At 69.4% G+C, this 13,380-nt stretch carries 12 protein-coding genes; 7 read left to right on the forward strand and 5 right to left on the reverse strand.

Annotation, left to right across the window (positions count from 1 at the left end; translation table 11 throughout):
• The 7 genes from VMS22_13315 to VMS22_13345 all read left to right on the forward strand — a co-directional run.
• On the forward strand, positions 1-653 hold a 653-nt coding region (locus VMS22_13315; GenBank protein HXJ35005.1), incomplete at its 5' end, for a DNA polymerase III subunit delta' C-terminal domain-containing protein.
• A gap of 6 nt (positions 654-659) precedes the next feature.
• The gene (ricT, locus tag VMS22_13320) at positions 660-1,496 is read left to right on the forward strand and encodes a regulatory iron-sulfur-containing complex subunit RicT (protein ID HXJ35006.1); all 837 of its coding nucleotides are present in this window, start codon (positions 660-662) and stop codon (positions 1,494-1,496) included.
• Complete coding sequence (gene metG / locus VMS22_13325) at positions 1,489-3,015, forward strand: methionine--tRNA ligase (GenBank protein HXJ35007.1); 1,527 nt, start codon at positions 1,489-1,491, stop codon at positions 3,013-3,015. The genes ricT and metG overlap by 8 nt, the downstream gene beginning before the upstream one ends.
• Before the next feature lie 48 nt (positions 3,016-3,063).
• Complete coding sequence (locus VMS22_13330; protein HXJ35008.1) at positions 3,064-3,243, forward strand: (2Fe-2S)-binding protein; 180 nt, start codon at positions 3,064-3,066, stop codon at positions 3,241-3,243.
• 42 nt (positions 3,244-3,285) lie between these two features.
• On the forward strand, positions 3,286-3,756 hold the full coding sequence (gene bfr / locus VMS22_13335) for a bacterioferritin (GenBank protein ID HXJ35009.1): 471 nt from the start codon (positions 3,286-3,288) through the stop codon (positions 3,754-3,756).
• Between the two features lie 10 nt (positions 3,757-3,766).
• Positions 3,767-4,699: a ChaN family lipoprotein gene (locus VMS22_13340; protein ID HXJ35010.1), complete on the forward strand. Its 933-nt coding sequence runs from the start codon at positions 3,767-3,769 to the stop codon at positions 4,697-4,699.
• Between the two features lie 13 nt (positions 4,700-4,712).
• The gene (locus tag VMS22_13345; GenBank protein ID HXJ35011.1) at positions 4,713-5,762 is read left to right on the forward strand and encodes a ferritin-like domain-containing protein; all 1,050 of its coding nucleotides are present in this window, start codon (positions 4,713-4,715) and stop codon (positions 5,760-5,762) included.
• On the opposite strand, the gene VMS22_13350 is transcribed toward VMS22_13345, so the two are convergent.
• The 5 genes from VMS22_13350 to VMS22_13370 all read right to left on the reverse strand — a co-directional run.
• Positions 5,753-6,952, reverse strand: a complete 1,200-nt coding sequence (locus VMS22_13350) for a DUF1501 domain-containing protein (GenBank protein HXJ35012.1) — start codon at positions 6,950-6,952, stop codon at positions 5,753-5,755. The genes VMS22_13345 and VMS22_13350 overlap by 10 nt on opposite strands.
• Before the next feature lie 15 nt (positions 6,953-6,967).
• A complete protein-coding gene (locus VMS22_13355; protein HXJ35013.1) occupies positions 6,968-9,238 on the reverse strand; it encodes a DUF1800 domain-containing protein in 2,271 nt (756 codons plus the stop codon).
• Between the two features lie 136 nt (positions 9,239-9,374).
• Positions 9,375-10,559: an MFS transporter gene (locus tag VMS22_13360; protein HXJ35014.1), complete on the reverse strand. Its 1,185-nt coding sequence runs from the start codon at positions 10,557-10,559 to the stop codon at positions 9,375-9,377.
• Between the two features lie 106 nt (positions 10,560-10,665).
• The gene (locus VMS22_13365) at positions 10,666-12,312 is read right to left on the reverse strand and encodes a hypothetical protein (protein HXJ35015.1); all 1,647 of its coding nucleotides are present in this window, start codon (positions 12,310-12,312) and stop codon (positions 10,666-10,668) included.
• A 10-nt stretch (positions 12,313-12,322) separates the two neighbouring features.
• A partial coding sequence (locus VMS22_13370; protein HXJ35016.1) for a hypothetical protein occupies positions 12,323-13,380 on the reverse strand: 1,058 nt, incomplete at its 5' end.

The raw sequence follows: 13,380 nt of genomic DNA on the forward strand, positions 1-13,380 counted from the left end.
TCATCGAGGAGGCCGAGTGTCTGAACGAGCATGGCCAGAACGCGCTCCTCAAGACGCTCGAGGAGCCGCCCGGGGCGTCCGTGCTCCTGCTCGCAGCGACCGACGCCTCGCTCCTGCTGCCGACCGTGCGATCGCGCTGCCAGCGCCTGCGCCTGGATCCCCTGCCCGCAGAGCTCGTCGAGAGGATCCTGATCGCGCGCGGCGCTCCTGCCGAAGCGCGAGCGGGGGCCGTGGCTCGCGCGGGCGGATCGCCCGGCCGGGCGCTCGCCCTTCTCGACGATCCCGACCGCGCGGCGCGCGCCCGGATGCTCGACCAGCTCGCCACCCTCCCCCAGGCGACCGCCGCCGATCTGTCCGCGACTGCCCAGGCGCTCGCGCGCGACGACGCCGACGTGGCGCTGGAAACGGCCGTCACCTGGTACCGGGACGTCCTCGGGCTCGTCGTCGAGGGATCCGAGGCCGCTCTCCGCAACGCCGATGCAGATGCGCCGCTGCGGGCGACGGCGAGCCGCCTTGCGGCGACCGCCGTCCTGCGTGCACTCGACGCGGCCTGTGATACGATCCGCGCCGTCGAACGAAACGCCAACCGCGCGCTCGCGCTCGAAACCATGCTGCTCCATCTGCGCCACATCGAGCGAAGCGCGGCCACCTGACATCTCATGTCGACCCCGAACGAGCCCGCTTCGAGCGAACATCCTCTGGTCGTCGGCGTCCGGCTGCGTCCGGCCGGCCAGGTCTACGACTTCGACCCGGGTCCGCTGATCCTCCATCGCGACGACCGCGTGCTCGTCGAAACGGAGCGGGGACCGACGCTCGGCACCGTCGTCCTGCCGCCGACCCGGCGGCCGACGAACCGGCATCTCCAGCGCGTCGTGAAGAAGGCCGACGCGCGTGATCTCGCGCGCGAGGACAAGAACCTACAGCAGGAGCGCGAGCTGCGGGCGACCGCCCTCGACACGCTCCGGGCGCGGCGCTTTCCGGCCAAGCTCGTCAAGGTGGAGACGGCGTTCGACGGCTCGCGCGTCACCGTCTTCATCGCCGCGGACGACCGGCTCGAGCTGCGCGATCTCGTGCGGGACCTCGGCCAGGCGTTCGGCACCCGCGTCGAGGTGAAGCAGATCGGTGCGCGTGACGAGGCGAAGGTGGCGGGTGGCGTCGGCGTCTGCGGCCGCGAGCTCTGCTGCTCCTCGTGGCTGAGGGAGTTCCAGGCCGTCTCCGTGAAGATGGTGAAGGCGCAGGGCCTCTCGCTCAACCCGGCGAAGCTCGCCGGCCAATGCGGCCGCCTTAAGTGCTGCCTGCGCTACGAGTACGAGACGTACGTGGAGCTCAAGCGCGGGCTCCCGGCGATCGGCGCGACGGTCGAGAGCGTCAAGGGCAACGGCAAGGTCGTGGCCCAGAGCATCTTGAAGCAGACCGTCGCGATCCAGCTCGAGGGCGACGGCGGACGCGTGGAGGCGACGCTCGAGGATCTCGTCGCACGACGCCACGATGCCTGATATCGCCCCGCTCTACTTCACGACGCCGATCTTCTACGCGAACGCCGAACCCCACGTCGGTCACGCGTCGGCCCTGATCGTCGCGGACGCGCTTTCGCGTTTCTGGCGTGCACGCGGTCGGCGGGTATTCGTCGTAACGGGTACCGACGAGCACGGCGACAAGATCGCGCAGGCCGCCGCCGCGCACGGCATGGAGCCCAAGGCGTGGGTCGACCAGATCAGCGCGGCGTTCAAATCCACCTGGCACACCGTCGGCCTCGGCTACGATCACTTCGTGCGCACGACCGATCCGAGCCACACGGCCTTCGTCCGCAAGGTTCTGACCGAGATCCATGCGCGCGGCGACATCTATTTCGACCGGTACAGCGGCCTCTACTGCTACGGATGCGAGCGCTTCTACCAGGAGCGCGAGCTCGTCGGCGGCCTCTGTCCCGATCACCAGACTCCGCCCACCGAGATCACGGAGGAGAACTACTTCTTCCGCATGGGCGCGTACCAGGAGCGGCTCTCGCGGCTGCTCGAGGAACACCCGGAGATGGTCACTCCGGAGGGCTACCGTCGCGAGGTGATGGCGCTCCTGCGCGAGCCCATCGGCGATCTCTGCATCTCGCGGCCGAAGGCGCGGCTCACGTGGGGCATCGAGCTGCCGTTCGACGATCGCTACGTCACCTACGTGTGGTTCGACGCTCTCTTCTCGTACGTGAGCTCGCTCCACGCCGCCGGGGTGCCGGAGCTCTGGAACGTGGCGCACCACATCATCGGCAAGGACATCTTGAAGACGCACGCGATCTACTGGCCGCCGATGCTCATGGCGGCGGGGTTGCCCATCTACCGGCAGCTCGCGGTCCACGGCTACTGGCAGATGGGCGGCGGCAAGATGTCGAAAAGCGTCGGGAACGTCGTGCGGCCGACCGAGATGCAGGACCGCTACGGGATGGACGCGCTCCGGTACTATCTCCTGCGCGACAAGTCCTACGGCGGCGACGCCGACTTCAGCGAGGACGGGCTCGTCGCACGCCTGAACGCCGACCTCGCCAACGGGCTCGGCAACCTCGCGAGCCGCGTCCTCGCCATGCAGCAGCGCTACTTTGGCGGCGTCCTGCAGCCGCTCGCCCCGGAGCCCGTCGACCTGGCGCTGCGCCGGGCGTTCGCCGACGCGCGGCGGGAGCTCGAGGCCCACGTCGCCGACTTCGCCTTCCATCGCGCGCTCGAGGCGCTGTGGCGGGCGATCGACCACGCCAACAAGTACGTGACCGAAACGGCGCCGTTCACCCTCGCAAAGGACACGGCGAAGCGGCCGCGGGTGGGGGCGATCCTCCATGAGCTTTGCGAGGCTCTGCGGGTCACGGCTCAGCTGGTCGAGCCCTTCACGCCGGAGACCGCTCGTAAGCTCGTGCGTTACCTGGGTTTTTCCGAGGATCGGCTGCCGGAGCTCGACCTGGCCTGGGGCTCGGCCTTCCCCCCCGGGCATCGCACCCTCCCACCCGAGCCTCTCTTCCCTCGCGTCGAAGGGTCTTGAAAACGATTTTCAAAATCGCTACGCTCGTTCTCGAGGCGATCGAGAGCGATGATCCTCTGCATCTGCCGCGGCGTGACCCAGGACGAGATCGTCGACGCGATCCGTCGCGGCGCCTGCTCGCTCGACAAGCTCGCCCGGCGGTGTGACGGCGCCGGAACGGACTGCGGCTCCTGCCGCGCCGAGCTGCAGCTGCACATCGACGCCTCGCGCCAGCAGCAGGTTGCATAGCGCGATCTGGCCCTCGTGAAACCCCTGTGGTAACCGGGGATCATGAAGGGGCAGAAGAAGGTCGTCGACGTCCTGAACGACGTCCTCTCCGCGGAGCTCGTCGGCATCAATCAGTACTTCCTGCACGCGAAGATGTGCAAGAACTGGGGCTTCCACCGGATCGCCGAACTGATTCACCACGAGTCGATCGACGAGATGAAGCACGCGAGCGAGCTCGTCGAACGGATCCTCTTCCTCGAAGGCGTGCCGAACCTCCAGAAGCTCGGGCGTGTCCGCGTCGGGCAGACCGTCCCCGAGCAATTCAAGCTCGACCTCGACCTCGAGGTGCAGGCCGTCGCCCGGCTGAACAAGGCGATCGCCCTGTGCGTCGCCGAGGGTGACAACGCTTCTCGCGACCTGCTGGAAGGCATCCTCACGAACGAGGAGAGCCACCTCGACTGGCTCGAGACGCAGCTCGGTCTCGTCAAGCAGCTGGGCGAGAAGGCATACCTCGCCGAGCAGCTCCACAAGTAGCCAGGCGCGAGTGCGCGCGGTTCGGCCGGCGCTCGCGGCGCTCGCCCTGGCCGCGAGCGCGTGTGGTGTCCGTCACCCAAGCGTCCAACCGGCCCCGCCTCCGGCGCCGTCGGCGTGCGTCCCCGCCGGACGATGGATCGACCCCGCGACGGGTTTCGCCGTCCCCTTCCCGGATCTGGTCGCCCGGGCGCGCGCGTCGCGCCTCGTGCTCCTGGGCGAGGATCACGATCGTGCCGCGCAGCATGCCTGGCAGCTCCACGTGATCGCCGCGCTCGCGGGCGTCGCCGACGAGCTCGTGCTGGGGTTCGAGATGTTCCCGCAGACCGCGGCCCCGGCGCTCGCTCGCTGGGTCGGCGGCGAGAGCACGCGCGAGCAGTTCCTGCGCGAGACCGACTGGGCACACGTGTGGGGATTCGATCCCGACCTCTATCAGGGGCTGTTCGACTTCGCGCGCATGCACCGGGTGCCGATGCGCGGGCTCAACGTCTCGCGCGGCCTCGTCGCCCGTGTCGGCCGCGGGGGGTGGAGCGCCATACCGAAGGAGGAGCGCGAAGGCGTCGGCGATCCCGCTCCCGCCACGACCGCCTACCGCGAGCATCTCCGTGAAGCATGGGAGGCGCACCGCCCCGGCAAGGCCGACGACGGCGCGTTCGATCGCTTCGTTGAGGCCCAGCTCACCTGGGATCGCGCCATGGCGGAGGCGCTGGTGGCCGCGCTCGCGTCGGCGCCACGCGCGATCGTCGTCGGGATCATGGGTCGCGGACATCTCGAGCACCGCGACGGCGTTCCCGCGCAGCTCGCCGCGCTCGGAGCACGGCGGCCCCTGGTGCTCCTCCCCTGGAACACCGATCGGGACTGCGCGGACCTCTCCCCCGACCTCGCCGACGCGGTCTTCGGAATCGAGTTGCCAATCACCGGGTCCACGGGCGACACTCCCCTATAACGGGGGACATCGCATGACCACACGGGATCGCTACGCCTATTCCGCAGGTGCCGACCGCTGGGACGTTCGGGGCACCTTCGACACCACCTTCCGCTGGGAGTACCAGGACGGACGCGACGCGCTGCTGAAGCTCTACACCAAGGGCAAGCAGCGCCAGTGGGACGCCGACACGCGGATCGACTGGTCCCAGGACCTGGATCCCGAGAACCCCGAGCAGCTGCCCGACGAGTCCATCCCCATCTTCGCGTCGGACGTCTTCCGGCGGCTCGGTCGCGCCGAGCGCGCAAACCTGCGCCGGCACTTCCAGAGCTGGCAGCTCTCGCAGTTCCTGCACGGCGAGCAGGGCGCGCTCATCTGCACCGCGAAGATCGTCCAGCAGGTGCCGATGATCGACGCCAAGTTCTACGCCGCCACGCAGGTCGTCGACGAGGCGCGGCACGTCGAGTCGTACTCCCGCCTGCTGCACGAGAAGTTCGAGCTCGCCTACCCGATCACGCCAACGCTGAAGCGCCTGCTCGACGACGTCATCTCGGACAGTCGTTGGGACATGACCTACCTCGGCATGCAGGTCCTGATCGAGGGTCTCGCCCTCGCCGCCTTCGCGCAGATCCGCGACCAGTCGCAGAACCCGCTCGCGGCATCGGTCAACGCCTACGTCATGCAGGACGAGGCGCGTCACGTGGCCTTCGGCCGCTTCGCGTTGCGCGACTACTACCCGACCCTCTCCGAGAAGGAGCGCGACGAGCGCGAGGAGTTCGCCGTGGAGGCCTGCTACCTCATGCGCGATCGCTTCCAGGCCGAAGAGGTGTGGGCCACGCTCGGGCTTCCGGTCGACGAGTGTGCCGCCCACATGCTCGAGTCGGGCTTCATGCAGAACTATCGCTCCGCGCTCTTCAGCCGCATCGTCCCCACGATCAAGGACATCGGTCTCTGGGGCCCGCGCATCCGCAAAGCCTACCAGGAGATGGGCATCATGGGCTTCGCCGACGTCGACGTCGCGGCGATGAGCGCGCAGGATGAGCGCGTGGCCGAGGAGCTCGACGCGGCCCGACGTCAGGCATAGAGCCCCGGGAACCGCGACGCGCTCGCGGAGAAACCCGGGAAGATCGGCCCCATCGACGGCACCGCGAGCCCCATGTGACGATTCAGGGCCTCCGCGAACACGTCGCGGAAGTCGGTCGTCACCTGGAGATCCTGGCCGATGAAGCGGTTGGCGGGTGCGAGACCCGGCCACTGGCCGTCCTTCAGGACCACGCGTCCGCCGGCGATGCCGCCGCCCATCGCCATCATCACGCCCCCGTGGCCGTGGTCCGTGCCGTCGCCGCCGTTCTCGTCGACGCGCCGGCCGAACTCGGTCATCACCAGGGTGAGAGTGCGTCCGAGGTCGGCGCCGAGGTCGTCGTGGAACGCTCGCAGGCACGCCGACAGCTCGGCGCCCAGCGAGGCCAGGTTCGCGAGCAGGTTCGTGTGGTGGTCCCATCCGCCGATGTTGACCGCGATCACCTTGACACCGATGTCGGCCTTGATGAGCGCCGCGGCGTCCCTGAGGGCGGCGCCGAGATCGCCGGTGGGATACGTGACGGTGGTGGTCGTATCGACGCCGGCAACGATGTCCATCGCCTCGAACGCATCGACCACGGTACCGCCGACCAGCCCGGGGACGATCTCGTAGCGCGCCTCGAGCGCGATGCGGCGCTCGCTCGCCCAGTTGCCCGTGAGCGTGAAGCCCGCGATCGACTCGAAGGCGAGGGCCGGCGCGGGTCCGACGAGCGACTTCGTCTTCGCCGACGAGATGCTGATCCCGGCGATCGACTGGCCACCGCCTGCGACGCCGAGGTATCGATTGAGCCATCCGTCGACGATCGACTTGTTGCCCGGCGCCGCGCGGTCCATGAAGTCCTGCGCGTCGAAGTGAGAGCGTGACGGATCGGGACTGCCGGCGGCGTGGATGAAGGCGAGGTCGCCGGCCGCGTACACCGTCTGCAGGTCGGCGAACGCGGGATTCAGGCCGAAGAACGCGTCGAGCGGAAGCTCGGTGCCGGGCGCGATCTGCACGGTCGGCCGGCTCGAATAGTAGAAGGGATCGCCGACCGGCACGACGGTGTTGAGCCCGTCGCAGGCGCCGCGCTGGAAGATCGACACGATCACCGGGTCGGTGCCCGCGGCCCGCACCTTGCGCGCCCATGGGGGGAGGAGGAAGGCCGTCATGCCGACCGCAGCCGACTGGAGGATCTGTCTGCGCGTGAGCATCATGTCGTCACCTCGTCCTCAGTGGGTCAGGAACTCGGGGCTCGAGAGGAGCACCGCCGCGGCTTGCTCGATGCGCGTCGCGACGACCGGCTCCGGCAGGATGTCCAGGAAGCCGAGCCCCATCTCGCGCGTCGGGCTCGAGAGCGGAGCCAGGAAGAGGCCGCTCGTGAGCCCGTCGATGATCTCCTCCGACGTGCCGCCGACCACGGGATACGTGAAGTCGAGGCCGTACGAGCCGCGGCTCACTGCCTCGGCCTCGTTCATGCGTTTCAGCGCCGTGCCCGGCGAGAACCAATAGCCCGACGTGTCGGGGTAGCCGGTGGGCGGACCGGCGTCGTACAGGTCCTCGCCCTGGTCGGCGACGCGATTGCGAACCGTGTTGCTGTTGAACGTGGTCGGATCGGCGCCGACCGCGCGGATGAGGCTCGCGAAGAAGACGAGCGGTCGCTTCACCTTCGCCTTGCGGTACTGCGGCGACGACAGGAACTCGGGCGAAAGCAGGATCGTCTCCATCACGCTGCGGAGGTCGCCACCCGTGCCGAGGAAGACGCCGGCGGCCTCGTCGACCAGCCGCTGCGGCGGATTCTCCGACACGAACCGGATGACCAGTTTGCGGCTGATGAATTGCGCCGTGCTCGGATGGTGGGCGAGGAAGTCGAACATGGTGAGGCCATCGTTCATGCCGCCGTTGGGCGGGATCGACACACCCATCACCGTCTTCGCGCCCTGGTCGTGGAAGTTGGCGCGGAACTCGAAGCCGTCGACGGCATTGGCGTAGTCCTCCTCCCAGCCCGTGAGACAGCGCGCCAGCTCGGGGATGTCGGTCTCGGTGTAGGGACCGTTGACGCTCACCGTGTGCAGCTCGAGGACCTCGCGGGCGTAGTTCTCGTTGATGGCATTCACGCGGTTGCGCCGGTTGTCGAGGTAGTCGCCCATCGCCGGCGACTTGGCGTCCGCCACCAGCAGATCCTCGAATCGCGCCAGCACGTTCGGACGCAGCGCGATGCGATCGTACGGGCTGATGTCGTACTTCGTGCGCTGGCTCGATCCGGCGGCGACGTTGAAGTGGTTCTGCCAGAAGTCGACGAGCACCTCGGCGAGCTGGCGGTGGCTCATGACGGCGCGGATCACCTTGGCCTGCTTCAGCTCGCGCGCGATGACGCCGAGGCCCAGCTGCGGCGGGACGGGATTGTTCGCGTAGTTCGCGCGCAGCTCCTGGAACGTCATCGTGAGGCTCGGGAACTGCGCCAGCTCCGCATCGGTGGCGCTGTCGTCGATCGTCGCCGGCGAGAGCTGCTCCTGGATGTACGCCGTGACGCCGAGCTGCTGGATGCGGGCGCGCGTCCATGGATCCGGGCCGTAGCCGATGCGGTTCAGCACGTGCTCGCGCAGCTCGGCGGACTCGCACGAGAGGTTGGCCAAGCCGTCGTCGGTGAGGTCACAGTCGATCGCGAGCGCGTCGGCGCCGGCGAGGGACTGATAGAACCGCCCGCGCGCGAGACCCTCGGCGCACGTGCCGAGCTCGACGGGCGACGGCGAGGCGCTGCAGGCGCCGGGGAACATCTGCGCGAGCGGCGTCGGCACGCCGGTGCAGCGCTGGAGCGCCTTGTCGTGCAGGCGGGTGGCGGAGCGCGCGATCTTCCCCTTGGCGTCGGCCTGGATGGTGGCGGCGATGTCGCTCTGGAGGTCGACAGCCGACGCGACGGGCCCCGTCCCAGTCAGGCGGCCGATCCCCCGCAGCACGTTCTTCTTCGCCGTCAGCGCCTCCTTCCAGATGGCGTAGAACAGCTCGGTCGTGTAGCGCAGCACTTCGTACTGGCAGCGTGCTCCGTCCGAGTCGGCGGCGTAGGAGACGATCGCCGCGTCGAGGTTCGGCCCGAAGAGCCCGGCCACCATCGCCAGACCGGCCGCGCGCGCGGCCCCGTCGACGGCGGCCGCGCCGGCATAGCCGAAGCCCGGGAGCTGCTCGGGCGCGGCGAGGCAGCTCCGTGCCTCGCGGTCCTGGAGCTTCAGCGTGCCCTTGGCGATCTTCCCGCCGACGTCGTTGGTGAGACAGTCCTGCGCGGTCTGCGCCTGCGGGGGAACGCCGAGCCGGAAGGTCAGCCCACGGCCGGCATTCTGCACGCAGGCGACGCTCGCCTTGTTCTGGCTCTTCGCGACCCGCGAGCCGTATTTGTTCACGTCGTTGATGCAGCGCTGCTGGTCGCTCGTTTGCGCCGCGGCGCCGGCGAACGCGGGCACCAGCAGCACACCCGCGAGCGCCAGCCGTACGCACCGGGCTCGATTCATGTCGGCACCTCACCGGTCGGCGTAAACGACGCCGAAGCGCGGCGTCAAGGAAAAAACGCCGAGCAGTCCGTAAGGACCGGTCCACGGACCCGGGGTGGGGGCACCCGAACGGCGGTACGGACCCTGGCGCTCGAGGCTAGCCGCGGCCACGCTCCTCCGGCGGATGCTCGCGCCGGAACGCAGCGTAGAGGCACACGTCGTAGGTGATCTTCAGCGCGGCGGCGATCGCGAGCGGCGTCGCCGCGGCGATGTGCTCCATCGCGGCGCCGGCGAGCAACGCACCCACCGCCCATCCCGCGACTCGCACGAGCTGCGTCACGCCCGCGGCCACCGTTCGCTCCTCGGGACGGACGACCGCCATGACGTACGACTGCCGCGTGGGAACGTCCATCTCGACCAGACCCTCTCGGAGAAGGAAGAGAACGGCCGCCACCTGGAAGGTCGGCGCCAGCGGCACCGTCATCAGGAGGAGGCTCGACGGGACGTGCGTGAAGACCATCGTGTTCACGAGCCCGATCCTGCGTGCGAGCCAGGCAGCGCCCAGATGCGATGCCGCATTCGCCGCGCGCGCCGCGAAGAAGAGTATCCCGAGCGTCCCGGCGCCGACGCCGAACCGTTCGTGGAAGAAGACGGACAGCAGCGCGCCCGGAATGAACCCGCCGGCCACGCTGTCGAGGAAGAAGAGCGCCGAGATCCGCCACAGCACGCGCCGGCCCTCGGCGGAGAGCCGTGTCGTCTCCGACGAGCGATCGGGTTCGAGGGCCGGCGACAGGCGCAGGTACGGACAGCCGCTCGCCAGGACGAGCACGGCATAGATCGGCAGCGAGCGCCCCGCGCCCAGGCCGGCGGCGAGCCCGCCCAACGCGTGCCCGACGTCCTGCAGGAGGCTGTACCATGCGAAGGCCGACGTGCGCCCCGCGTCGGTCGTGGTCGCCGGCAGCATCGCCTGCTCGAGCACCAGCGCGGCACCGCGATCGCGCCCCATCCCGTTGAGCATCCCGACGAAGCTGGCCGCGACGAGCAGAGGGAGACTCGTGGCGGCGTTCGCGACCAGGGCGCCGACGGCTCCGGCCGCCGTCAGCGCCAGCAGCAGGCGGCGGCGACCGACCCGATCACCGACGAGCGTCGTCACGAGGACGGCAGCTGCCGCCCCGCCGAGTCCCGCGGCGACGACGAGCCCGGTCTCGGTCGCACCGAATCCACGCGCAGCGAGCTCGAGCCCGAGCACGACGCCGAGGAATCCCGTCGCGAGGGCGCGCAGGAACGTCGCCACGTAGAGCAGACGACGATCGTACGTCGCACTCACCGGCGCGGCCGTCACGCCGCGCCGCCTCTCGCCCGTGACACGCGAGAGACTCTCCGCAATGTCGGACGACCTGGCAAGGTCGTCCCGGGGAACGGCGGCCGGAGGCCTCCGGGGCCTCTCGCTACTCGTAGTCCTCGTCGAGCGAGCGCAGGAACGCCGAGAGGGGAGCGACGTCGGCCTCGCCGATCGACATGTCGAGCAGCTCGCGGGCGCCGTTGCGAAGCCGTCCGGCGCGCGCCGCCGCCGACGCGTCGATGTAGAAGCGAACCACGTCCTCGATCTGGTCGAGCGTGCCGGAATGAAGATACGGGCCCGAGTGTCCGAGGTCGCGGAGCCCCGGCGTCTTGAAGAGACCGATCGCTGCGTCGAGGCGAGCCGACGGCGTCGGCGCCTTGCGGCGGCACTCCGATCGCGTGGAGCTCAGCGAGGCGCACACGAGCTTCTCCAGCCGGTGCTGCGGAGGGCCGGGGAAGTCCGCATTCTGGTAGATGTTCCACACCCCGAGGTCGGCGTGGCGCGGATCGTCCCGCCGCGGGAGGGCTCGCAAGGGCTCCCTCGCGTTCGGATGGAGCGCCGTCGCGGGAAGATACGCGTCCGGATTCGCGCTGCGCGTGGCGAGGGCCGGGATCGCGAGCTGCGCGAATGCGCCGCCGCCGTGCACGAGGTCGTAGTCGCGCTGCGTGACGCCGGTGTTGTGCAGCCCGAAGTCGGTGAACGTCGGCGGGATGTGACAGGCGGCGCAGTTCCCGCGCTTCGGATCGAGGAAGATGCGCAGGCCTGCCAGCTCCTGCGCGCCGAACGCGAACGGATGCGAGTGCAGCGCCAAGGTGCCGTCGGCTGGCGTCACGAAGTCGGGGGCGTCCTTGTTGGCCAGGAACTCGCGCAGCCGCTGCACGTAGAAGCGCTGGGGCTCGAACTCGTCCTGTTTGTTCGGGATGTGGTTCTTCAGCAGGAACCGGTCGTATGCCGACCCCGTGAACCCGTCGTCCTCCTGCATGAAGACCAGCGACTCGACGTACGCGGCGACGAGTCGCGCCACGGCGTCGAGGATCTGGGCGTCGGTCGCCGCATCGACGTCGATGCGGAACTTGCGCGGCAGCCGGAGCTCTTTCGGGATCGTCGGATCGGTCCCGGCGAGAACGCGCCGATACGTCCCGCCGGCCGATTGCGCGAGCGTGCCCAGGCCGTCGTCCTCGCGGACGACGCGCGCGACCTGCGCGACGGCTGCCTCCTGCTCGGTCGGAAGCCAGCCGTAGTTCCGGCCGGTCATCGTGCCCTTCACGAGCGCCGGAAGGCTCGGAAACTCGCCGTCGAAGTGGAGGGCGAAGGGACGGTCGCGGGCGAGCGACGCGTTCACGAGCGTCGGCGAATTGCGCGGCGTCGTCGTGCGCCCGTCGTCGCGCAGCGGGATCGGGCTCTGCCGCGCGAAGTCGTCGTAGCTCCGGCTGCCCCCGCCCGGCGTGTCCTTCACGTCGTCGACCAGGTGGCAGGCGCGGCAGTTCATCGACTGCCCGGCGAACGGGCCGGGGATGGCGCCGCTGGTCGTCATCGTCGTCGCCATGACGGGATCCCCCGCCGGCACCAGGGCATTCACGTTGCCGCCCGAGCTCGCGGCGAAGAACTGCGCGAAACGGGTTTCGAGGAAGAGCCGCTCGCCGACGGCGACCTGCGGCGGATCGCCTTCCTCGTCCTCTTCGCCTTCGGCGGATCGAACGGGAGCGTTGGCCAACACGAGCCAGGCGGCGAGCGCCACGAGCAGATATCGCACGGCGCCTCCGTCAGAATCCGAACGCCGCACCGACGAGGATCGTGCTCGCGTGGTCCTCGTGCGGGCCCGCGACCAGGAAGTTCGTCACGTCGGAGAGGCTCTGTCCGTCGTTCGTCATCGTGTACTCGTAGGCGAGCTGGAAGACGACGAGCGGCACGGGACGGTACGCGAGCCCGACGGTGAAGCGGTTCACGTAGCGGTTCTCGTCGGTGAACTGGGTCAGCCGGCCACCGCTGAAGACCACGTCCTCGACGAGGCCGTCGAGCCACACCTGCTCGGCGCGCGCCACGGCCACGAACTGCGGGTTGGTGAACGACCGGCCGAGGAACGTGTCGGAGAGGAACGCGGGCCAGAAGCGGTAGCGTCCCTCGAGCCAGTAGCCTTGCTTGGCACGCGCGAGTCCCGCCAGCTCGAACTCGACCTCGGTCTCGACGTCGCCGGCTTCGCTCTCGGACTCGTGCTCGATCGCCCGCCGCGCGAAGCCCTTCGCGACGTTTTTGATGCCCTCGAACCGCGTGTAGACGTACTCGCCCTCGAGCTCGAAGGGGCCCCACCCCGTCAGGCCGTCGACGGAGGCGGACCACAGATCCTCGTCGGGGAGGAAATCGGGCGTATACCGTCCCCAATACCCCGACGCTCCGATCTCGTGGCCGAGCGCGGGGGTGTAGGCGAGACGTCCGGTGATCGACTTGGCGTTCTTCACGTCCTGCCCGAACGTGCCGCTGGTCGGGCTCACCTTGGCCTCGATCGCCTGCTTGGTGGTGTCGCCCTGGCGCGACTCGAGCACCGTCTCGAATTCGGTGTCGAGCGTGACGCCGTTCACGACGTAGCCCTGGTAGCTGAGGATGCCCTGCTCGCCCATCGGGATGTCGCCGAGAAAGCCCACGCCGAGCTCGCTCCACGCCGCCTCGGCCGGCAGGACCGGAACGCCGCGATCGACCAGCGAGCGCCGCGGGATGTCCCACCGGTTGTCGTCGTGATTGATGTTGAAGCGGCCGACCGGCACGAGCACGTTGCCGGCGCGCAGCTTCAGCATGTCGTCCAGGTCGAACTGCAGCCATGCCTGCT

It is taken from the genome of Candidatus Eisenbacteria bacterium, assembly GCA_035577985.1.
Lineage (GTDB): Bacteria > Desulfobacterota > Binatia > DP-6 > DP-6 > DATJZY01.